General features: G+C 62.9%; 10 protein-coding genes and 3 rRNA genes. 2 read left to right on the top strand and 11 right to left on the bottom strand.

Annotation, left to right across the window (positions count from 1 at the left end; translation table 11 throughout):
• Positions 1 to 8: 8 nt before the first annotated feature.
• The 4 genes from AC1MDG_RS03845 to AC1MDG_RS03830 all read right to left on the bottom strand — a co-directional run bounded on the left by AC1MDG_RS03845 (position 9) and on the right by AC1MDG_RS03830 (position 6,188).
• The gene (locus AC1MDG_RS03845) at positions 9 to 1,997 is read right to left on the bottom strand and encodes a glycoside hydrolase family 13 protein (RefSeq protein ID WP_479807681.1); all 1,989 of its coding nucleotides are present in this window, start codon (positions 1,995 to 1,997) and stop codon (positions 9 to 11) included.
• 2 nt (positions 1,998 to 1,999) lie between these two features.
• A complete protein-coding gene (locus AC1MDG_RS03840) occupies positions 2,000 to 2,992 on the bottom strand; it encodes a sugar ABC transporter permease (RefSeq protein WP_479807679.1) in 993 nt (330 codons plus the stop codon).
• Entirely contained in the window at positions 2,989 to 4,662 is a 1,674-nt protein-coding gene (locus AC1MDG_RS03835) for an ABC transporter permease subunit (RefSeq protein WP_479807677.1), read from the bottom strand. The genes AC1MDG_RS03840 and AC1MDG_RS03835 overlap by 4 nt, the downstream gene beginning before the upstream one ends.
• 227 nt (positions 4,663 to 4,889) lie before the next feature.
• Positions 4,890 to 6,188 carry a sugar ABC transporter substrate-binding protein gene (locus AC1MDG_RS03830; protein ID WP_479809013.1) on the bottom strand — a complete coding sequence of 433 codons (1,299 nt, stop codon included), beginning with the start codon at positions 6,186 to 6,188 and terminating at the stop codon, positions 4,890 to 4,892.
• A 303-nt stretch (positions 6,189 to 6,491) separates the two neighbouring features.
• Here AC1MDG_RS03830 and AC1MDG_RS03825 point away from each other — a divergent pair, with 303 nt between their 5' ends.
• Together AC1MDG_RS03825 and AC1MDG_RS03820 are read left to right on the top strand one after the other, a co-directional pair.
• Positions 6,492 to 8,228, top strand: a complete 1,737-nt coding sequence (locus AC1MDG_RS03825) for a glycoside hydrolase family 13 protein (RefSeq protein ID WP_479807675.1) — start codon at positions 6,492 to 6,494, stop codon at positions 8,226 to 8,228.
• Positions 8,229 to 8,274: 46 nt separating this feature from the next.
• Positions 8,275 to 9,303, top strand: a complete 1,029-nt coding sequence (locus AC1MDG_RS03820; RefSeq protein WP_043478382.1) for a LacI family DNA-binding transcriptional regulator — start codon at positions 8,275 to 8,277, stop codon at positions 9,301 to 9,303.
• Between the two features lie 19 nt (positions 9,304 to 9,322).
• On the opposite strand, the gene AC1MDG_RS03815 is transcribed toward AC1MDG_RS03820, so the two are convergent.
• The 7 genes from AC1MDG_RS03815 to treS form a co-directional block, all read right to left on the bottom strand.
• Positions 9,323 to 9,844: an N-acetyltransferase family protein gene (locus AC1MDG_RS03815; RefSeq protein WP_479807673.1), complete on the bottom strand. Its 522-nt coding sequence runs from the start codon at positions 9,842 to 9,844 to the stop codon at positions 9,323 to 9,325.
• Positions 9,845 to 9,854: 10 nt separating this feature from the next.
• Entirely contained in the window at positions 9,855 to 10,346 is a 492-nt protein-coding gene (locus AC1MDG_RS03810; RefSeq protein WP_479807671.1) for an SRPBCC family protein, read from the bottom strand.
• Positions 10,347 to 10,607: 261 nt separating this feature from the next.
• Positions 10,608 to 10,724, bottom strand: a 5S ribosomal RNA gene (gene rrf / locus AC1MDG_RS03805).
• A 211-nt stretch (positions 10,725 to 10,935) separates the two neighbouring features.
• Positions 10,936 to 14,061, bottom strand: a 23S ribosomal RNA gene (locus tag AC1MDG_RS03800).
• A 536-nt stretch (positions 14,062 to 14,597) separates the two neighbouring features.
• Positions 14,598 to 16,121 (bottom strand): 16S ribosomal RNA (locus AC1MDG_RS03795).
• The 16S, 23S and 5S rRNA genes sit together here, the layout of an rRNA operon.
• A 496-nt stretch (positions 16,122 to 16,617) precedes the next feature.
• Positions 16,618 to 20,292: a 1,4-alpha-glucan branching enzyme gene (locus tag AC1MDG_RS03790; protein ID WP_479807669.1), complete on the bottom strand. Its 3,675-nt coding sequence runs from the start codon at positions 20,290 to 20,292 to the stop codon at positions 16,618 to 16,620.
• A gap of 1 nt (position 20,293) precedes the next feature.
• Complete coding sequence (gene treS / locus AC1MDG_RS03785) at positions 20,294 to 22,090, bottom strand: maltose alpha-D-glucosyltransferase (protein WP_479807667.1); 1,797 nt, start codon at positions 22,088 to 22,090, stop codon at positions 20,294 to 20,296.
• Position 22,091: the final 1 nt, after the last annotated feature.

Genomic DNA, 22,091 nt, shown 5'->3' with positions numbered 1-22,091 from the left:
CCTCCAGTCTAGACGGCAGGACCTTGCGTCCCTGCAGTTATGTCCGGAGCAGCTGAGGAGTCCGGTGTCCGGGTCCCGGGAAGCACCCAGACCGCGGCCGCGGCTTCATCCGCACTGATCCGGATGCCGGCGCTCCGGGCACCCGCATCCGTTCGGACGTGGCCGGTGCAGAAGGCAGGATCTGCGGCGAGGACTGCGAACTGGGCCGGAGACAGCGCGGCAGCCGCGAGATCGGCCCGGGCGGCTGCGCGGGCCACGAACACCAGGACCGCGCTCTCCGCTGTCTCGCGGATATAGGCGAGCGCGTCGCCGTCGGCGTGCAGCCAGCGGATTCCGCCCCCGGTGAGCGCCGGCTGATTCCGCCGCAGGGCCGCCAGCGCCGAATAGCCGGCACGAAGATCCGCCTCGATCCGGGCGGTGTTGTTCCACGGCATCGGTGTCCTGGAGTCTTCGCCGTTGTACCCCTTGAGGCCGAACTCGTCTCCCGCGAAGACCACCGGAACACCGGGAATGGTGAACATCATGACTGCCCCGAGTAGCTGCCCGCCGGGGATCATCACCGTGGCTGCACGGGCCGTGTCGTGGCTGTTCAGCGCGTTCATGTTCTGAAGGCGGAGATCCCAGCTGAACGCCGCTGCCAGGTCCAGGTGGGTGGCAAGGAAATCCTCTGCGCCCATCCGGTTGGGGCCGGCCAGCGGGGTGCCGAAGAAATTGACGTGCGCGGCGTCCCCCGCCAGCCAGGACCACAGCGGGCGGGTGAAGTTGGCGTAGGTCATGGCGCCGTGCCAGTGTTCGCCGGTGAAGTCCGGCGCGGCATCGTTGGTCGCCTCGGCCAGCAACGCAGCGTCGGGGTTGATGCCCCGGACCCGGTCCGCGATCAGGCGGGCCACCTCCCGGTTGAGGTCCGTGGCGCCCAGCCGTCCGGTCATGTTGCCGACGTCGATCCGCCAGCCGTCCAGGTTGAACGGGGGCCTGAGCCAGCGCGCCACCGGCGAGTCATCGTCGAGGACGAACTTGTCTTTCACCCTGTCGGAAGACCAGTTGAACTTGGGCAGGGAGGCAACGCCGTACCAGGCTTCATACTCCGTGTGCTCCGCGTTGAAGTAGTAGTAGCCGGCCTCGGCGGATACCGGATCGGCCAGCGCCTGCCGGAACCACTCGTGGGCGTCGCCGGAATGGTTGGCCGTGAGGTCGCCCATCACTTTGATCCCGCGGGCATGGGCCGCTTCGACTAACTTCACGAGCGCGTCGTTTCCGCCGAGCAGCGGATCCACTTGGTCGAAGGTGGAGGCGTCGTAACGGTGGTTGGAACGTGCCGGAAAGAAGGGTGTCAGGTAGATGACGTCCGCGCCGAGGCCCTGGATATGGTCCAGTTTTTCGGCCACCCCGGTGAGGTCGCCGCCGTAGAACTGGAACGGCGTGGCCGCTCCGGTCCCCTCGACGGGCGTGTGGTCCCAGCCGGACGGGATGGCCCAGTCCGGCACGGGATGCGAATCGGCGCCGGCGGAGCGCGCGAAGCGGTCCGGAAACACTTGGTACATCGTTCCCCTGCGCAGCCACTGCGGCGCGGCAGGGAACGTGGTCAGCCGGAAATCCGCGTAGTCGGAGACGTCGCGGCGGAACAGCCCCTGGGCGTTGAGGCTCCAGTACCCCGGGGTGCTCCCGGCTTTTCCACTGCCGGACATGCCGCCGTCGCGTTCGCCGCCGTCGTGTTCGTCCGGGACTTCCAGCAGGAAGCGGTACCGGGCCACGGGATTGGCGACGGTCATGTCCGCCTCCCACCATGCCCAGCCGTCCAGGTCCCCCAGGCTGCGGGCGGCGTCGTACCGCGGTTCACCGTCCTGGACCGACCGCACCCAGACCCGGGCGGCACGCCCCCACGCCGCGGGTATCCGCACGCGGAGGCGGGCAGTATCGCCAAGTCCGGCGCCCCGGGCCGCATGCAGCGGTGAACCGTCGTGGTGCGGGAGGGGGCAGCGCGGGAGGAAAGCCGTCATGCTCAGCCTTTGACCGAGCCCTGGGTGAGGCCGCTGACGATGTAGCGCTGGAGGAACAGGAACAGTGCCATCACAGGGACGGCAGCGAGCACGGCACCGGCCGCGAAGACGCCCCAGTTCTCCGAGCGCTGCTGGGCCACGAAGGAGTAGAGCCCGACGGCGAGCGTCTGGCTGTCCGGGTCGGTCAGCACCACGCTGGCGATCACGAATTCGCTGGAGATGCCGATGAAGGCGAGCAGCCCCACTACTGCGAGGATCGGCGTGACCAGGCGCAGGATGATGCCGAAGAAAATCTGCACGTGGCTGGCGCCGTCGATTTTGGCCGCCTCGTCCAGGGACTGCGGCACGGTGTTGAAGAAGCCGTACATGAGGTAGGTGTTCACCCCGAGTGCGCCGCCAAGGTAGACCATGATCAGGCCGAGCTGGCTGCCCAGCCCAAGGCTCGGAATGACCTCGGAGATCCCGCTGAGCAGCAGGAAGATGGCCACAACGGCCAGCAGCTGCGGGAACATCTGGAGCAGCAGAAGGCTCAGCAGCCCGATCCGTCGCCCTTTGAACCGCATGCGGGAAAACGCGTAGGCGGCCATGGCCCCCAGGAACACTGTGGCGGCGGAGGTAACCACGCCCACCACCATGGTGTTCACGAACCAGCGCCCGAAGGGCCGGGACGGGTCGTTGAACAAGGCGGTGAAGTTGCCGAGGTCCAGCTTGCTGAAGAGTGCATTCGAGCCCACGAGGGTGCCGGTGGAATTGAACGCCGCGGACAGCACATAGAGCAGCGGGAAGATCGCGAAGACGGTCACTGCTATTCCCACCAGGTGCCGCCAGCCCTTGTCCTTGAACCAGGCGCCGAACGTGCGCCGCCGGTGCAGCTGCTTCAGCTGGTGGACGTCGGTGCCGGCTGCGGTGACGGTGCCTGCGGTGGCAGGACCTGTGGCGGGTGAACCTGCGGCGGGGGCCGCCGTCGTACCGGTGCGTGCCGTTGACCCGTTCATGAGTTCACGTCCTCGAGTGCTTTGGTCTGCTTGAAGCTGATGGCCGAAACGGTGGCCACGATGATGAAGATAATGATGGCCAGGGCGCTGGCGAGGCCGTAGTCACGCCCCGTCCCCTGCCCGAACGCCACTTTGTAGACGAGGGTGATCAGGATGTCCGTGGCCCCGATGTCCCGGTCGGTGTCCGCAAAGCGCGGGCCGCCGCCGGTGAGCATGAAGATCACGTTGAAGTTGTTGAAGTTGAAGGCAAAGGAGGAGATCAGCAGCGGGGCGATCGAGACCAGCAGCAGGGGAAGTTTGATGGAGCGGAAGACACGCCATGGGCCGGCGCCATCCATCCGGGCAGCCTCGTCAAGTTCGGTGGGCAGCGACTGCAGGGCGCCGGTGCAGACCAGGAACATGTACGGGAAGCCCAGCCACAGGTTGACCACCAGCACGCTGATCTTGGCCAGGACCGGGTCCGTGAGCCAGCCGATGGTGGCACCGCCCAGCAGGGTCTGGTTAAGCCAGCCGAACTGCGGGTTGAGGATTCCGGACCAGACGAGGCCGGACAGGAATGCGGGGAAGGCGTAGGGCAGGATCATCAGGATCCGGTACACCTTCTTGCCGCGCAGGTCCTCGCGGTTGAACGTGATGGCCAGGAAAAGGCCCAGCGCGAAGGTCAGCGCAACTGAGGCGACGGCAAACGTGAAGGTCCAGAGGATGACACCCAGCAGCGGACCGCGCAGGCTCGGATCGGTGAAGGCGCGGGCGAAGTTATCCATGCCGACGTCGATCTTCCAGCCCGTGGTGAGGGTCTGGCCGTTGCCGTCCGCGAAGGCTCCCTTGCCGTTGTCGCGGTAAACGGCGCCGGTGTCGGTGTCGGTGAAGGTGTCGGCCGCCGCGTCATAGGTCAGCGCCGGCTTGAACTCGTAGGCGCTGCTGCCGTCTGCCGTGCGCAGGGTGCCGTCAGCGGGGTCGTCCGAGACGGGCACGGTGATGGCCAGGATCGACTGCTGGTTGGCGACGATTTCCTGGAAGTTCAGCGTCCGGTAGCCGTCAACGGAGTTGGCCTTACCGGTGGAGTCCGTGCCGGCGTCGGACACTTCCGTCAGCGGCGCACCGGTGCTGCCGATCGAGGCCTTGCCGTCGGGATCGGTGAACAGCAGGTAGAAGTCGTTGCCCTTGGTGAGGACGGCGGCCTTGTAGGCGGGTGAGTCCGGGACACGCTTCTGGGCGGTCAGCTGGATGGCCGAGATTGCGTCGTCCTTGGTGCTGTTGTGCCCGTCGCCGTAGTTGGTGAAGGCGATGTAGCCGCTGAAGAGCACCACGAAGACCTGGAACACGAGCAGGAACAGTACGCCCGGGGCCAGGTATTTTGCGGGCAGTCCCCCCTTGCGGAGGTAGATCCAGTTAATAGCCAGTACGACGGCGGACGAGACAGCCAGGGCACCCCAGGACTGGCTCAGGAAGAGCATCATCAGGACATAGACGGCCAGGGCGTCAACAAGGCCCAGGAGCACGATCTTGGCCACCGTCCCCTTGACGGAATCCTGGCGGGAGCTGCGGTGGGGCGCCCCCGGCCTGCGGCCTGAGGTACTGCCGCCCGGTGATGTCGCGGCTCCCGGCGTAGGCCCGGCTCCCGACGACGGGGGCGGCGGGGCGTCCTGGAAAAGGTCTGTTTTGGGCATGGCTGTCTATGGTCCTTGGAAGAAGCGGGGCCGTGGAAAGTGCAGGACGCTGCAGGAGCGGCGCTGCGGGAGGGGCGCTGCGGCAACGGGCCGGGCGGCGGTGAAGCTGCCCGGCCCGTGCCGGCGCGAGTGGTTAGCCGGCGCGGGTGAACCGGCGGAAGGCGTCAGCCGGCGCGAGTGAACCGGCGGAAGGCTTAGCCGGCGGAAGGCTTAGCCGGCGGAAGGCGCTAGCCGGCGATCTTCGCCTTGATGCTGGCAGCCATCTTGGCCCATTCGGCAGCGGGATCGCCCTGGCCCTTGATCAAGGCGAGTTCAGTGGCTCCCCAGTCGGCCCAGACCGCGCTCATTTCCGGAATGGCAGGCATGGGCACGCCGGTGGCACCGATCTTGCCGAATGCCTCCACCACCGGGTCGCTGGCAGCCTTCTCGAAGGAGGCCTTCAGCGCCGGCGGACGGCCGCCCGCCTTGTACATGGAATCCTGCGCCGCTTCCGAGGTGAGGTAGTTTGTCACGAACTCGTTGGTGGCAAGGGCGTTGGCGCTCTTGGCGCTGATGAAGAAGCCGTTGACGCCGATAAACGGCTGGGCAGGCTTGTCACCGGCGGTCGGCAGGGCGTCTACGGCAAACGTGATGCCCTTCTTCTGCACGTCCGGAACATTCCAGGGACCCGTCAGGAAGTACGGGGATTCGCCGGCCAGGAACTTCTCCTTGGCAATGTCACCGGTGATGTTGGAGTTGATGATCTTTTCACCGGCGTCGCCCCAGGCCACGAGCTTCTTGGCGAACTCGACGCCGGCGGCGTCACCGATGAGGAGCTGTTTGGGATCGTAGCCGCCGTCGGCAGCCTGGCCGAAGACCTGCGAACCCATGGAGGCCTGCAGCGGGTAGAGGTGGTACGGGTCGCCCTGCTTAGGATCCATGCCCACCAGGAACGGGAACTTCGCTTTGCCGTCCGCAACTGCCTTCTTGCCGTTGGCCACCACTTCATCCAGCGTTGCCGCGCTCTCGGCCACAATGTCGGTGTTGCGCAGCAGGGCGATGTTTTCGATGGCGTACGGGACGCCATAGACGGAGCCGTTGAAGGTCATGGCCTTGATGGAGGAATCCTGGAAGGCCGAGGACTTGTCGCCGAGTTCGATCGGAGCAATGACGCCGTTCTGGACGAACTTACCGACCCAGTCGTGCGGTCCAACGATCAGGTCCGGGCCCTTGCCCGTGGGCACCTGGGTAATGAAGTCATCGCGGACGGCCGCGAAATCCTTGACGACAAGTTTGACCTCAATACCCGTATCGGCCTGGAACTTGGCGGTGATGTCCTTGAGGGCCGGTGACCGTTCGGCGTCGACCCACATGGTGATGGTGCCTGCGCCGGCGGACTTCAGGTCCGGCTTGGCGGTGGCGGTGGCCGGTGCGGTGGCCGATGCGCCGCCGCAGGCGCTGAGCGCCAGGGCTGCCACGACGGAGAGCGCGCCCGCCGTAAAGACGCGGCGGCTGGTCCCGCTCGTGAGGGTGTTCTGCACCTTCATTGGTGTCCCTTTCATAAAAAATCCTGCATCCACGCGTCGGCCCCTAGGGCCCTGTGGCATCGTCGGTGATGTGGCTCACAGCTGCAAGCGCTTCCAAACTACACGGAATGACCCATGCTGGAAAGTTACCCTACTCGGCGGTAGCCTGCGGAGCAAAACTCAGGACAGGGGCGGCTCCGGAGATCATCGCCTGCAAATGGCTGCATTCAAGGGCGGGGTCAAAGCCCAACCGGCAGCAATGAGTCGCACGTCACAATTGGAAGCGTTTTCAATTTGGCGATGTTCCGTTCTACGATTACCGGCATGTCCGTCGACTCAATGCCCAAAGCCCCCGCCGTTGCGGCAGGACCGCTGACCCTGGTCCACCCTGCCGATGAAACTTCCGGGTGGTGGCGGTCCGCCGTCATCTATCAGGTCTATCCGCGGTCCTTCCGGGACCTGAACGGGGACGGAATCGGCGATCTTGCCGGGATAACCGCAGAGCTTCCCCAGCTGGCCCGGCTGGGTGTGGATGCCGTCTGGCTGTCGCCGTTCTACCGTTCTCCCCAGAAGGATGCCGGATACGACGTCAGCGATTACTGCGACGTGGACCCGCTCTTCGGCACCCTGGCCGACTTCGACGCCATGATGGCGGAAGCGACACTCCTGGACCTGCGGGTGATCGTGGACCTTGTACCCAATCACTGCTCGGACCAGCATGCCGCCTTCCAGGCTGCCCTCGCCGCCCCCGCCGGTAGTCCGGAGCGTGACATGTTCATCTTCCGGGACGGGCGCGGAGCCTTCGGCGAAGAGCCTCCCAACAACTGGCAGTCCCACTTTGGCGGGCCGGCATGGACACGCATCACGGAGCCGGACGGCCGGCCCGGGCAGTGGTATCTCCACCTTTTTGATACCTCCCAGCCAGACTTCAACTGGGACAACCAGGCAGTCCACGACGAATTCGAGCGGGTGCTTCGCTTCTGGCTGGACCGTGGGGTCTCCGGTTTCCGCGTGGACGTGGCCCACGCCCTGGTCAAAGCCCCCGGGCTGCCGGAGTGGGGTGGCCGGGCCGACGGCAACAGCTGCGACGGCTACCCGGGCCACGATGCACCCATGTTCGGCCAGCCCGCGCTGCACGATATCTACCGGGCGTGGCGACGCATCCTGGCGGAGTACGGTCAGGACCGTATCCTGTGCGCCGAAGCCAATGTGGATCCGTTGCCCCGCCTGGCCGAGTGGGTGCGCCCGGACGAAATGCACCAGGCGTTCAATTTCCCCTACCTCCACGCGGGCCTGAACGTTCACCGCCTGCGCGGCGTGATCACGGACTCACTGGTGGCGCTGGACGCCGTTGGTGCGCCAAGCACCTGGGTACTCTCCAACCACGACGTCGTCCGCCACGCCACCCGCTTTGGCTATGACGGCCCCGCACCGCGCGACGGCGACGGGATCGGCGCCTTTGACCGGCAACCCGACTTTGCCTTGGGCAGGACCCGGGCCGCAGCAGCTTCCATGTTCATGCTGGGGCTTCCCGGCGGGGCGTACCTCTACCAGGGTGAGGAGCTGGGCCTTCCCGACGGAATCGATATCCCTGACAGCCAGCGCCAGGACCCCACGTTCGCACGCACTGGCGGAGAACGGCTGGGCAGGGACGGCTGCCGGGTGCCCCTTCCCTGGCGAGCCGCCGAGCTGCACGCCGGTTTCGGGTCCGGAGCGGATCCCTGGCTGCCCCAGCCGGAGAGCTTCAGCGAGCTGGCGCGTGATGCGCAGGCTGAACAGCCGACGTCGCACTTGAACCTCTACCGCCGGATGTTGGCGATGCGCAGGGAACTGGACCTTGGCCGGGGTTCGTTGGCGTGGCTGGAGAGCTGGTGCACGGATACATCCCTGGCGTACCTCAACGGCACCACCCTCGTGGTCATGAATGTGGGGCATGAGTCCCTGGAACTTCCGCCAGGCCAGGTGCTGCTCCGCAGCTCCTCCGGGTCAGCCGAAACGCACGAAGGCGGTCATCAGCTAGGCTCAGGTGAGACGGTCTGGTTGAACCTTCCTGTTGGGTGATCGGGCTGCAGGTTAAATTCGCAGGTAAGAACACGGAGAACTGAATATGCCCGGCATCAAGGACGTAGCTGAGCGTGCGGGCCTTTCCATCGCCACTGTGTCACGGGCGCTCAGCGGCAAAGGCAATGTCTCTGCCCGCAGCCGCGAACGTGCGCAGGCTGCGGCAGCCGAGCTTGGCTTTGTCCTGTCGTACCACGCCTCCAGCCTGGCTTCGGGCCGGAACCATAATGTTGGCGTCGTTGTCCCTTCCGTCCACCGCTGGTTTTTCTCCTCGGTGGTGGAAGGGGTATCGGCCACACTGCTCGATGCGGGGTACGACCTGACCCTGTACAACGTCAGTGAAGGGCCCGACCGCCGGCACAGCGTGTTGAACGACTTTCTTCTGCGGAAACGCGTGGACGCGGTCATCGCGGTATCACTCGAACTCAGTGAAGCCGAAATACAGCAGCTGCTCGCCATCCACCGACCAATCGTGGGAATCGGCGGCCCGCTGCCCGGCGCCTCCACTATCAGGATTGACGACCCCGGCATCGCCGAAGCCGCAACCAACCACCTGATCAGGCTGGGACACACGCGGATCGCCCATATGACCGGCGACGCCTCCTACCAGCAGGACTTCCGGCTCCCCGGGACGCGTCAAGGCGGCTTCGAGAAAGCCATGGCAGCTGCCGGGGTGCAGGTCCGCCCGGAATGGCAGGTCTCCGCCGACTTCACCATACAAGGGGCGTACGCGAGTGCCAGGCAGCTGCTCGGCGGCGCCTCTGAACGCCCCACCGCGGTGTTCGCGGCTTCCGACGAGATGGCCATCGGAACCATTCTCGCTGCACGGGACTTCGGCCTGCGGATCCCCTACGACCTGTCCGTCATCGGCATCGACGGCCATGAACTTGGAGAAGTCTTCGGCCTGACCACCTTCGACCAGGATCCCCGCGGCCAGGGTGCACTGGCGGTCCGGCTCCTGCTGGCAGGGCTCGAGGACGCAGCCGACGGCGGCGCAACCGATACGGAGTTCCCCACCAACCTTGTGGTCAGGTCCAGTACGTCCGTGCCACCGGAAGACACCGTGCAGCGTTAGCGTCTCCGTGCCTGCCCCTCTAGGTGGCCGGCGCTTCCGGTGACAGCTCCCGCTCCATGATGATCTCTTTCTTGCCGGGATCGAGCGCATAGGCTTCCCGGCCCCCTGTGTCCCGGAAGCCGTGGTGTTCGTAGAAAGCAAGCGCGCGGGCATTGTCTTCGTGGACTCCCAGTTGCAGCAGACCGGCGCCCAGCTCACCCGCTGCAGCCTCAACCGTCTTACCAAGCAGCTCGTCTGCGAGGCCGCTGCCCCGATAGAGGCTAGCCACATAAACGCTGATGAGCATGGCCTGGCGTGGCCGGTTAGGCTCCTGGGGGTGCTTCACCACCACGCGCATCAGGCCACAAAAGGAGTCAGCCGTGAAACCACGCTCGGCGACGAACGTCGCGCTGCCCGGAGCGGTCATTGCGGCCGCCCGGCTCCGCCATTGGCCCTCCGTCTGCGCTTGGGCAGACACCAGGGACTCAACGTAGGCCGTTGGAGTATCGGCCAGCATCTCAAGCCTCACGGTGCGCAGGGCAGCCCACTCCCCCTCAGCCATCCTCCGGACCCTAGCCAACGGCACCACCCATGAACCGGACAAAACGGGCCAGGACGTCGGGCCAGTCGGCATCGTATTCGGCACGGGTAACGGCAGGGTTTTCGGCGCCCTCCCAGCCGTCATGAACGAGGCGGAGCTCGGTTCCGCCGTCAACTGCCCTAAAGGCAACGCGGAGTTCGGTGGACCACAACGCTGTTGTGCCCGGGTGCCAGCTGGCATGGAACGACAGCGGAGGCTGCCAGTCGTCGATGGTCCCCCACACCGCGCTGCGGCCGTCATCAGCGGTCTCCAGGACCAGGTTCTCTTCGAACTCCACGTACGAGCCGGCGCCGAACACGCTGTGGTCCTCAAGTGGCCACCAAAGGTGGGTGTGTTCGGTGAATCCGATGAAAGCCTTGGACACCGGTCCGGGCACCACCACGGTGTGCACCACGGCGTGCAGGGCATCTCCGGGGTCGGGTGCTTCGTCCGCAGGGGACGCGTGGCTGAAGAGGTTATCCATGCTCACCAACTTTACCCGGACGCGAGGAGGCCCCAAACGGCGCTTTCCGGCCGCGGACGCTCTCCTGTGGGCGGTTTTTCGCGGACGCTCTCGCTTGTTGCCGGGTTCGAGGGCGGTGGCCGGCCCGGGTGCCCGGGGGCCGGGGCCGCGGTAGTGAGAGAGGGTCGCTTGGAAGGGGGCCTTAAGAGGGTGCTGGTGTGGTGTGGTGGTTAAAGTGGGAGAGCCCCAACCGTGTGGTTGGGGCTCTCGACCTGAATGGTGTTCCGGCGGTGACCTACTCTCCCACACCCTCCCGGGTGCAGTACCATCGGCGCTGTGGGTCTTAGCTTCCGGGTTCGGAATGGGACCGGGCGTTTCCCCCACGCTATGACCGCCGTAACCCTTGCTCCACAACCCTGGCGGGTCGGGAAATTTTGTGGTTACAACATGCTCTGCCTGGTAGGGCAGTTGTGGTGTTGTTATGTAGTTTTTTGGTTCTCAAGCAACGGGTTTGTTGGTTGGGAACCACATAGTGGACGCAAGCAGTCTTGTTATCTTTTTACCGCCCCTGGGTGCAAACCCCTTTTGAACGGGTTTGCAGGGGTGGTGTGTGGTGTAAGTTATCGGCCTATTAGTACCGGTCAGCTTCACGAGTCGTTAGTCCTCGCTTCCACATCCGGCCTATCAACCCAGTGGTCTGGCTGGGGGCCTCTCACACACAAGGTGTATGGAAATCTCATCTCGAAGCGAGCTTCCCGCTTAGATGCTTTCAGCGGTTATCCCATCCGAACGTAGCTAATCAGCGGTGCACTTGGCAGTACAACTGACACACCAGAGGTTCGTCCGTCCCGGTCCTCTCGTACTAAGGACAGCCCTTCTCAAATTTCCTGCGCGCGCAGCGGATAGGGACCGAACTGTCTCACGACGTTCTAAACCCAGCTCGCGTACCGCTTTAATGGGCGAACAGCCCAACCCTTGGGACCTACTCCAGCCCCAGGATGCGACGAGCCGACATCGAGGTGCCAAACCATGCCGTCGATATGGACTCTTGGGCAAGATCAGCCTGTTATCCCCGAGGTACCTTTTATCCGTTGAGCGACGGCCATTCCACAATGTACCGCCGGATCACTAGTCCCGACTTTCGTCCCTGCTCGAGATGTCTCTCTCACAGTCAAGCTCCCTTGTGCACTTACACTCGACACCTGATTGCCAACCAGGCTGAGGGAACCTTTGGGCGCCTCCGTTACTTTTTAGGAGGCAACCGCCCCAGTTAAACTACCCATCAGGCACTGTCCCTGACCCGGATTACGGGCCGAAGTTAGATGTCCAAAGTGACCAGAGTGGTATTTCAACGATGACTCCACCCGAACTGGCGTCCGGGCTTCAACGTCTCCCACCTATCCTACACAAGCCACTCCGAACACCAATACCAAACTATAGTAAAGGTCTCGGGGTCTTTCCGTCCTGCTGCGCGTAACGAGCATCTTTACTCGTACTGCAATTTCGCCGAGTTTATGGTTGAGACAGCGGGGAAGTCGTTACTCCATTCGTGCAGGTCGGAACTTACCCGACAAGGAATTTCGCTACCTTAGGATGGTTATAGTTACCACCGCCGTTTACTGGGGCTTAAATTCTCAGCTTCGCCTTGCGGCTAACCGGTCCTCTTAACCTTCCAGCACCGGGCAGGAGTCAGTCCGTATACATCGTCTTGCGACTTCGCACGGACCTGTGTTTTTAGTAAACAGTCGCTTCCCCCTGGTCTCTGCGGCCCCGATCCCCTCCGGACAGCATGTGTCCATCAAGGTTGGGGCCCCCCTTCTCCCGAAGTTACGGGGGCATTTTGCCGAGTTCCTTAACCATAATTCTCTCGATCGCCTTAGTATTCTCTACCTGATCACCTGTGTCGGTTTGGGGTACGGGCGGCTAAAACCTCGCGTCGATGCTTTTCTAGGCAGCATAGGATCACCGAATCCCCCCCTACGGGGGTCCCGTCAGGTCTCAGGCATCATGAACGGCGGATTTGCCTACCGTTCGCCCTACATCCTTGGACCGGGACAACCATCGCCCGGCTCGGCTACCTTCCTGCGTCACACCTGTTAATACGCTTACCTCCCAGGATCAGGTCCCGCGCTCCACCAAAAACCGCACACCACAAGGGTGATTGGTCAGGTCTCGGGCGGTTAGTATCCCCTGTTCAGCATGGGCGGTTTTTCGCCGGTACGGGAATATCAACCCGTTGTCCATCGACTACGCCTGTCGGCCTCGCCTTAGGTCCCGACTTACCCAGGGCAGATTAGCTTGACCCTGGAACCCTTGATCATTCGGCGGACGGGTTTCTCACCCGTCTTTCGCTACTCATGCCTGCATTCTCACTCGTGTAGGCTCCACCGCTGGTTTACACCGCGACTTCACTGCCCACACGACGCTCCCCTACCCATCCACACTCCTGAACCACAAAGGCTTGGATAAAATGTGAATGCCACAACTTCGGCGGTGTACTTGAGCCCCGCTACATTGTCGGCGCGGAATCACTTGACCAGTGAGCTATTACGCACTCTTTTAAGGATGGCTGCTTCTAAGCCAACCTCCTGGTTGTCTTCGCAACTCCACATCCTTTCCCACTTAGCACACGCTTAGGGGCCTTAGTTGGTGGTCTGGGCTGTTTCCCTCTCGACTATGAAGCTTATCCCCCACAGTCTCACTGCTGCGCTCTCACTTACCGGCATTCGGAGTTTGGCTGACGTCAGTAACCTTGTAGGGCCCATTAGCCATCCAGTAGCTCTACCTCCGGTAAGAAACACGCAACGCTGCACCTAAATGCATTTCGGGGAGAACCAGCTATCACGAAGTTTGATTGGCCTTTCACCCCTACCCACAGCTCATCCCCTCCATTTTCAACTGAAGTGGGTTCGGTCCTCCACGACGTCTTACCGTCGCTTCAACCTGGCCATGGGTAGATCACTTCGCTTCGGGTCTAGATCACGCCACTGCAACGCCCTATTCAGACTCGCTTTCGCTACGGCTGCCCCACACGGGTTAACCTCGCGACGTAACACTAACTCGCAGGCTCATTCTTCAAAAGGCACGCCGTCACCAGAATCAGACTGGCTCCGACGGATTGTAAGCACACGGTTTCAGGTACTGTTTCACTCCCCTCCCGGGGTACTTTTCACCTTTCCCTCACGGTACTGGTCCGCTATCGGTCATTAGGGAGTATTTAGGCTTATCAGGTGGTCCTGACAGATTCGCACGGGATTTCTCGGGCCCCGTGCTACTTGGGATACTCTCCAGGCGGTACACAACATTACGGTTACGGGGCTCACACCCTCTCTGGCCGGCCTTTCAAGACCGTTCACCTATGCCTGCACATCACACCCCACTGTCCCGGCAGAGACAGAACGGAAAGTCCCACAACCCCGACCATGCAACGCCCGCCGGCTATCACACATGGAACGGTTTAGCCTGATCCGCGTTCGCTCGCCACTACTAACGGAATCACTATTGTTTTCTCTTCCTGCGGGTACTGAGATGTTTCACTTCCCCGCGTTCCCTCCACGCACCCTATGTGTTCAGATGCGGGTCACCAGGTAACTCGCGTCCCTGGCGGGGTTTCCCCATTCGGACACCCTGGGATCACAGTCCGGTTATCGACTCCCCCAGGCTTATCGCAGATTCCTACGTCCTTCTTCGGCTCCTAATGCCAAGGCATCCACCGTGTGCTCTTAAAAACTTGACCACAAAAGATCAATCAGAAATTTTCGAGAGAACCACAGAAACCAACCACACCCAACAACCACCCCCCGCCCCGAAAGACAAGGAATCATCATCACGCGCAGCCAGATCCAGGTTCATATTCTTGGAAATTGCTTCTTATAAAAGATGCTCGCGTCCACTATGTAGTTCTCAAACAACAACCCCGTACCACACACCCCACACACCCAAACAGTGCATGCTCGCTGCAGCCGGGAAACCAGAAACAAACAAGTACCAGGATCAACCCCGCAAAGGGAGATCATGGTCCTGTTGCCTCAGGACCCAACAGTGTGCCAAACACTAAACCGCACCAACTCCGCCCCCGCCGTTCCAGGACACCCTGCTCCACAAGAGAGCAGCACATCCGTACTGGGCAAGGACAAAACCATGCGGCCGCTATTTGTTGATATTCCACCCGTGAGCACCCGCCGCAGAACTAGCGTCTGCGCAACGGGCGTACTCCTGACAACCCCCGAACACTCACATACATGAGGCAGGGTGATTGTAGGTGCTCCTTAGAAAGGAGGTGATCCAGCCGCACCTTCCGGTACGGCTACCTTGTTACGACTTAGTCCCAATCGCCAGTCCCACCTTCGACAGCTCCCTCCCACAAGGGGTTAGGCCACCGGCTTCGGGTGTTACCAACTTTCGTGACTTGACGGGCGGTGTGTACAAGGCCCGGGAACGTATTCACCGCAGCGTTGCTGATCTGCGATTACTAGCGACTCCGACTTCATGGGGTCGAGTTGCAGACCCCAATCCGAACTGAGACCGGCTTTTTGGGATTAGCTCCACCTCACAGTATCGCAACCCTTTGTACCGGCCATTGTAGCATGCGTGAAGCCCAAGACATAAGGGGCATGATGATTTGACGTCGTCCCCACCTTCCTCCGAGTTGACCCCGGCAGTCTCCCATGAGTCCCCGCCATTACGCGCTGGCAACATGGAACGAGGGTTGCGCTCGTTGCGGGACTTAACCCAACATCTCACGACACGAGCTGACGACAACCATGCACCACCTGTGAACCGGCCCCAAAGGGGAAGGACTGTTTCCAGCCCGGTCCGGCCCATGTCAAGCCTTGGTAAGGTTCTTCGCGTTGCATCGAATTAATCCGCATGCTCCGCCGCTTGTGCGGGCCCCCGTCAATTCCTTTGAGTTTTAGCCTTGCGGCCGTACTCCCCAGGCGGGGCACTTAATGCGTTAGCTACGGCGCGGAAAACGTGGAATGTCCCCCACACCTAGTGCCCAACGTTTACGGCATGGACTACCAGGGTATCTAATCCTGTTCGCTCCCCATGCTTTCGCTCCTCAGCGTCAGTTAATGCCCAGAGACCTGCCTTCGCCATCGGTGTTCCTCCTGATATCTGCGCATTTCACCGCTACACCAGGAATTCCAGTCTCCCCTACATCACTCTAGTCTGCCCGTACCCACCGCAGATCCGGAGTTGAGCCCCGGACTTTCACGGCAGACGCGACAAACCGCCTACGAGCTCTTTACGCCCAATAATTCCGGATAACGCTTGCGCCCTACGTATTACCGCGGCTGCTGGCACGTAGTTAGCCGGCGCTTCTTCTGCAGGTACCGTCACTTTCGCTTCTTCCCTACTGAAAGAGGTTTACAACCCGAAGGCCGTCATCCCTCACGCGGCGTCGCTGCATCAGGCTTTCGCCCATTGTGCAATATTCCCCACTGCTGCCTCCCGTAGGAGTCTGGGCCGTGTCTCAGTCCCAGTGTGGCCGGTCACCCTCTCAGGCCGGCTACCCGTCGTCGCCTTGGTGAGCCATTACCTCACCAACAAGCTGATAGGCCGCGAGTCCATCCAAAACCACAAAAAGCTTTCCACCCCCCACCATGCGATGAGGAGTCATATCCGGTATTAGACCCAGTTTCCCAGGCTTATCCCAGAGTTAAGGGCAGGTTACTCACGTGTTACTCACCCGTTCGCCACTAATCCCCCAGCAAGCTGGGATCATCGTTCGACTTGCATGTGTTAAGCACGCCGCCAGCGTTCATCCTGAGCCAGGATCAAACTCTCCGTTGAAGTAAAACAAAAACAGACACAACCAGGCACCACGGGAAAACGCGGAACCAGGCTGCACAAAATTTGAAACCAGCCAAAAACACCAGACCATCCACGGGGTGGACAATCCAGCACATTCAACCAATCCATAAAATAAATTGGTATCAACAAACTTGGCACACTATTGAGTTCTCAAACAACAGACACACCCGGCACCACCACAACTTCACAGCCGTGGATCGCTCCGGAGCAACTTTTCTAACTTACCCGCTCGCTTCACCCGAGTCAAATCGGCCATCCCGACTCACAGTGCTTGTCGCATTCCGTGTTGTCTTGGTTGGCCAACTCCGGGGAGCGGCGCGGAAATAAACTGTACCACCACTTGGACGAGGATACAAAGCCGCCCGTCAGGAGCATGGGAAAAGCCCGGAATCACAAGGATTCCGGGCTTTTCCCAGCCGATCTCCCTCGAGCGGGTCTACGCCGCCCAATCAGTTAGCGGCTCAACACCGCAAGATCAGCTTGCAGGTTTGAAGAACGCCGCGCCCAGCGGAGGCAGCGTCACGGTCAGCGTCGCCGGCTGGCCATCCTGCCCCTCGGTGGTGGCAGTGAGCGCGCCTTGGTTCAGGACGCCCGAGCCGCCGTAGCTGGAGTCGTCCGTGTTGAGGACTTCCTGCCAGGCGCCGGCTGCAGGCACGCCCAGGGTGTAGCCCTGGTGCGGGGCGCCGGAGAAGTTGATCGCGCACACCAGCGGGTTGCCATCGGTATCCCACCGGATGAACGACAAGACGTTGCGGTCGGCGTCCCCACCGTTGATCCACTGGAATCCGCCCGGTTCGTTGTCCCGCTCGTAGAGTGCGGGCGTCGAAGCGTAGAGCTCGTTTAGTTCCTTGGTGAGCAGCTGGACACCGCGGTGCGCGGGGATGTCCGCCAGGTACCAGTCCAGGCCGTGCTGTTCGGACCATTCCGCTTCCTGCCCGAATTCGGTACCCATGAAAATCAGCTGCTTGCCGGGGTGGGCCCACTGGTAAGCCAGGAACGCGCGAAGGTTGGCCAGCTGCTGCCAGCGGTCGCCGGGCATTTTACGGAGCATGGAGCCCTTGCCGTGCACAACTTCGTCGTGGCTGATGGGCAGGAGGAAGTTTTCCGTGAATGCGTAGACCAGCGAGAACGTCACGGTTCCGTGATGCCACTTGCGGTTTACCGGGTCCTCAGACGCGTACTTGAGCGAGTCGTGCATCCAGCCCATGTTCCATTTGAGGCCGAAGCCCAGGCCGCCGACGCTGGTCGGGGCGGTCACGCCGGGGAATGCTGTGGACTCCTCGGCGATCATCACCGCGCCCGGGTGGGTCTTGTACACCGTGGCGTTGGCTTCCTGCAGGAAGGAGATGGCTTCGAGGTTCTCGCGGCCGCCGTACCTGTTGGGCTGCCACTGGCCTTCCTCACGTGAGTAGTCGAGGTACAGCATGGAGGCCACGGCATCCACACGGAGGCCGTCAATGTGGAACTCGTCCAGCCAGTAGAGCGCGTTGGACACGAGGAAGTTGCGGACTTCCGTCCGGCCAAAGTCGAAGATCAGCGTGCCCCAGTCCGGGTGCTCGCCGAGGTTCGGGTCGGCATGCTCGTACAGTGGCTCGCCGTCGAACTGGGCGAGGGCCCAGGCGTCCTTGGGGAAGTGGGCCGGTACCCAGTCAAGAAGGACGCCGATTCCTTCCTGGTGGAGGGCATCCACGAGGAACCTGAATTCGTCGGGGTGGCCGAACCTGGATGTGGGCGCGAAGTAGGACGTCACCTGGTAGCCCCAGGAACCGCCGAACGGGTGCTCTGCCACCGGCATGAACTCCACGTGGGTGAACCCGAGCCACTTGACGTACTCCACCAGCTCCTTGGCCAGCTCGCGGTACCCCAGCCCGAGGCGCCAGGATCCAAGGTGGACTTCGTACACGCTCATGGGCGAATTGTGCGGGTCCCGCTCGGCGCGGGCCGTCATCCATTCCTCGTCTTTGAACGCGTAGGCAGACTCAACCACCCGCGACGCAGTGAGCGGCGGGACCTCGGTTCCGAATGCCAGGGGATCGGCCTTTTCCACCCAGTGGCCGGCTTTTGTCTTGATTTCAAATTTGTAGCACGCCCCTGCTAAAACACCGGGGATGAAGAGTTCCCAGACACCGGATGAGCCCAGTGAGCGCATCGAGTTCTCCCGGCCGTCCCAGGCGTTGAAATCACCCTTGACCCTCACTGCCTGCGCATTCGGCGCCCATACCGCAAACGAGACGCCGTCCACGTCGCCGAGGGAAGACTTGTAGTGCTGGACGTGTGCGCCCAGCACCTCCCACAGCTTCTCGTGACGGCCTTCACCTATCAGGTGCAGGTCCACTTCGCCGACCGTGGGCAGGTAGTGGTACGGATCGTCAGTGGCCTGCGGCGGCGCACCCTCGTAGGTTACCTCCAGCCTGTAGTCGGGAACGTGGCCCGGCTGCAGGGGTTCGAGGACGGCAGCCCAGACGCCGTTGGCCTCGTGCGTCATCGGCACCGTCCCGGCGGCGGTCACCACTGACACGGCGGCTGCAAGGTGCTTGACGGTGCGGACAGTGACATGGCCGTGGTCGTCAAGGTGCGCGCCCAGGACGGAGTGCGGGGCGTGGTATTCGCCGGACGCCACCTTTGAAAGGGTGTCCGGGTCCACCTGCAGTGGTGCCCCGGGCCGGTCTGTACGTGCTGAGCCTGTCATTTTGTTACCTTCCGCTGCGGCCGCGGCTGAAGCGCCGGAACCTGTACTGCTGAGGAGACGTCGTGATGCATTTACCGGAATGTCCAGCCATCCGGGCCTGTTCCGCAACTCATAGACAACTTCATACAACGCCTTGTCCAGCCACAATGCCACAAACAGGGGCGAGCCGCGGTCAATGGTCCCGGGCGTGATTTCCCCGTATCCCGCCAGGAACGCCTCGGCGCAGTCATCCACCCACGAACCGGGTACATGGACGCCGTCCCGCTCGCGTTCGGCGGCACCGGCGGCGTAGTCGAAAGACCGCAACATGCCGACGACGTCGCGCAGCGGCACGTCCGGGAAGTTGCGTTCCGCAATGGGCCTCAGCGGCTCGCCTTCGAAGTCCAGGATGGCCCAGCGCTCCGGCTCCCCGGGATGCCCCGGCACCTGCAGGATCTGTCCCAGGTGCAGGTCGCCATGGATCCGCTGCAGCGCCCCGGCATTACTGCCTTCCAGCTGACCGAGCAGGCCGGCCAGGGAGTCGTCATAGGGCCCGACGGCGGAGCCGGCTTCCGCCCAGGACTGGCGCACGCGCTGGACTACTCCGGGAGCTATGTCCTTTCCCGGCGCGGATTCCGCGGCCAGGCCCAGCGCCTCGGCCAGGCGCCGGTGCACTGTTGCTGTGGCCACGCCCAGGGCATGGGCCTCAGCAGTGAAGTCCTTACCGGAGCTGGCGGCATCAACGGCCAGCCGCCAGGCGTCCCGCCCGCCGGCCAGGAACTCATGCGCCACGGCGAGTTCGCCTACAACGGCCCGCGGCTTATCCTCGGTGCCTCCCAGCGGGGCTTCCCACTCCCCCGTGACCCATCCCAACGTGGCCGGCACTTCCGAGGTCCTGGCTTGTGTGAGGGCAGCCCCGATTTCAACCTCGGGGTTCCGTCCTTCGGACAGCACGCGGAAGAATTTGACGATCGCTGCAGAGCCGCCGTCGTCCACTATCACCGAACTGTTCGACTGCTCGCCGGAAAGGACCTTCACGGTCCCGGTGGCGGTGGGCAGCCGGTAGTCGGAGGGGACCAGATGGCCAACGGCCTTTCCTTCCGGCGACGTGCCGCCGCTGCGCATCAGTTCCAGCCAGGCGGAGACGAACACGGGGTCGTGGACGGCGTCGTAAATCCAGCGCCGTTCATGGGCTGCGTCGACGCCCTCACCGACCAGCGCAGCCTCCTTGCCGGCCAAGGGCTCCACGCGATAGCTGAGCGGGACCTGAACAACATCGGTGCGGCTGCCGCCGTCGGCCGTGGGATAGGTGACCGCCGCGAGGAACACCTCAAGGCCCACCTCACCGCTGCCGTCGTCCAGGCGCACCCCGCCGACGGCTGACAAGGTGAAGTCGCCCGTCTTGACGGGGAACCAGCGCTGGCGCGGGAGCCAGCCGCGGAGCAGTTCGGCGAGCGGGGGGTTGAGTGTGGATTGGGTCATTTCAGCCTTCGATGGACAGGACCGGCATGGCCTGGGTAAACGGCGACGCCGGGTTGGAAGCAGCGGAACGGATTCGCAGCCAGAAGAAATCGTGGCTGCCGAGCGTCAGCGTGAGGCGTCCGTCGTCGCCAATAGCCGGGAACGGCTGCCCCCCGAAAACGTCCCGGAGGCCGCGGCCGGCGTACTGCGGAATCCGCAGCGTGGTGGCCACGGGGTGCTGCGAAAGGTTGAACGCGCACAGGATCGATTCGGCATCTTCTCCCGCAGCATTATCCGGGCCCAGTTCCCGCAGGTAGGCAAGGACGACGTCGTGATCTGCCTCGACGTGCTTGAACGTGCCCAGCCCGAAAGCGGGGTGGTTCTTCCGCACGCTGAGGATCTGCCGGGTCCACCGGAGCAGCGATCCGGAATGCGCGGCCTCGGCCTCCACATTGGCCATGCCGTAGTTGTACACCAGCGACTGGATGACCGGCAGGTAGAGCTTGCCCGGATCCGCGTGCGAGAAGCCCGCATTGCGGTCCGGGTTCCACTGCATGGGCGTGCGGACGGCGTCACGGTCCTCGAGCCAGATGTTGTCGCCCATGCCGATTTCATCGCCGTAGTACAGGAACGGGCTGCCCGGGAGCGAAAGCAGCAGGGCATTGATGAGCTCAATCTCGGACCGGGAATTATCCAGCAGCGGTGCCAGCCTGCGGCGGATGCCGATGTTGGCTCGCATGCGGGGGTCCGGCGCGTACCAGCCGAGCATGGCCGCGCGTTCGTCCGCGGTGACCATTTCCAGGGTGAGTTCGTCGTGGTTCCGCAGGAAGGTGCCCCACTGGGCGCCTTCGGGAATGTCCGGGGTGTCCTTCATCGTCTCGATGATGGGCGCCGCCTTCTGGTCCCGCAGCGCGTAGTAGAGCCGCGGCATGATGGGGAAGTGGAAGGCCATGTGGCACTCGGGTTCTTCCTCGGTGCCGAAGTACTCCACCACCTCGACAGGCGGTTGGTTGGCCTCGGCAATGATGACCCTGCCCGGGTAGTTATCGTCCACCATTTTCCGTAGCTTGCGCAGGAAATCGTGCGTGGCGGGCAGGTTCTCGCAGTTGGTGCCCTCTTCCTCGAAGAGGTACGGGATGGCGTCCGCGCGGAAACCGTCAATTCCCTGGTCCAGCCAGAACCGGACGACGTCGAAAAGGGCGTCGATGACTTTGGGGTTCTCAAAGTTCAGGTCGGGCTGGTGGCTGAAGAACCGGTGCCAGAAGAACTGCCGCCGGATGGGGTCGAAGGTCCAGTTGGATTCCTCGGTGTCCACGAAGATGATGCGGGCATCCTGGTACTTCTCGTCGGTGTCGCTCCAGACGTAGAAGTCGCCGAACGGCCCGTCCGGGTCCTTGCGGGACTCCTGGAACCACGGGTGCTGGTCCGAGGTGTGGTTCAGCGGCAGGTCAATGATGACGCGCACGCCGCGGGCGTGCGCCTCGGCCACGAGCCGCTTGAAGTCGCTGATGGTGCCGAACTCGTCCAGGACGGAGTTGTAGTCCGAGATGTCGTAGCCGCCGTCACGGAGCGGCGACTGGAAGAACGGCGGCAGCCAGAGGCAATCGACGCCCAGCCACTGCAGGTAGTCCAGTTTGTCGATTAGCCCGTGGAAGTCGCCGGAACCGTCGCCGTTTCCGTCAGCAAAGCCACGGACCAGGACTTCGTAGAACACTGCTTTGCGGTACCAGAGGGGATCGTGTTGCAGGCCGGGGGCGTTGAGTTCAAACGTGCCCTTCGGGGTGAAATGCTGGCTCGGGTTCTGCGGACTGAAACTCACG

Source organism: Arthrobacter sp. AIWTK1 (genome assembly GCF_056680535.1).
This window is presented reverse-complemented; position numbering and strand designations above follow the sequence as displayed.

What these genes read in the sequence shown, in the direction of transcription:
- AC1MDG_RS03815 (WP_479807673.1), bottom strand. Translation starts at nt 9,844, where the DNA reads ATGGCTGAGGGGGAGTGGGCTGCCCTGCGCACCGTGAGGCTTGAGATG.
- AC1MDG_RS03810 (WP_479807671.1), bottom strand. Translation starts at nt 10,346, where the DNA reads ATGGATAACCTCTTCAGCCACGCGTCCCCTGCGGACGAAGCACCCGAC.
- AC1MDG_RS03845 (WP_479807681.1), bottom strand. Translation starts at nt 1,997, where the DNA reads ATGACGGCTTTCCTCCCGCGCTGCCCCCTCCCGCACCACGACGGTTCA.
- AC1MDG_RS03825 (WP_479807675.1), top strand. Translation starts at nt 6,492, where the DNA reads ATGTCCGTCGACTCAATGCCCAAAGCCCCCGCCGTTGCGGCAGGACCG.
- AC1MDG_RS03835 (WP_479807677.1), bottom strand. Translation starts at nt 4,662, where the DNA reads ATGCCCAAAACAGACCTTTTCCAGGACGCCCCGCCGCCCCCGTCGTCG.
- AC1MDG_RS03790 (WP_479807669.1), bottom strand. Translation starts at nt 20,292, where the DNA reads ATGACCCAATCCACACTCAACCCCCCGCTCGCCGAACTGCTCCGCGGC.
- AC1MDG_RS03830 (WP_479809013.1), bottom strand. Translation starts at nt 6,188, where the DNA reads ATGAAGGTGCAGAACACCCTCACGAGCGGGACCAGCCGCCGCGTCTTT.
- AC1MDG_RS03820 (WP_043478382.1), top strand. Translation starts at nt 8,275, where the DNA reads ATGCCCGGCATCAAGGACGTAGCTGAGCGTGCGGGCCTTTCCATCGCC.
- AC1MDG_RS03840 (WP_479807679.1), bottom strand. Translation starts at nt 2,992, where the DNA reads ATGAACGGGTCAACGGCACGCACCGGTACGACGGCGGCCCCCGCCGCA.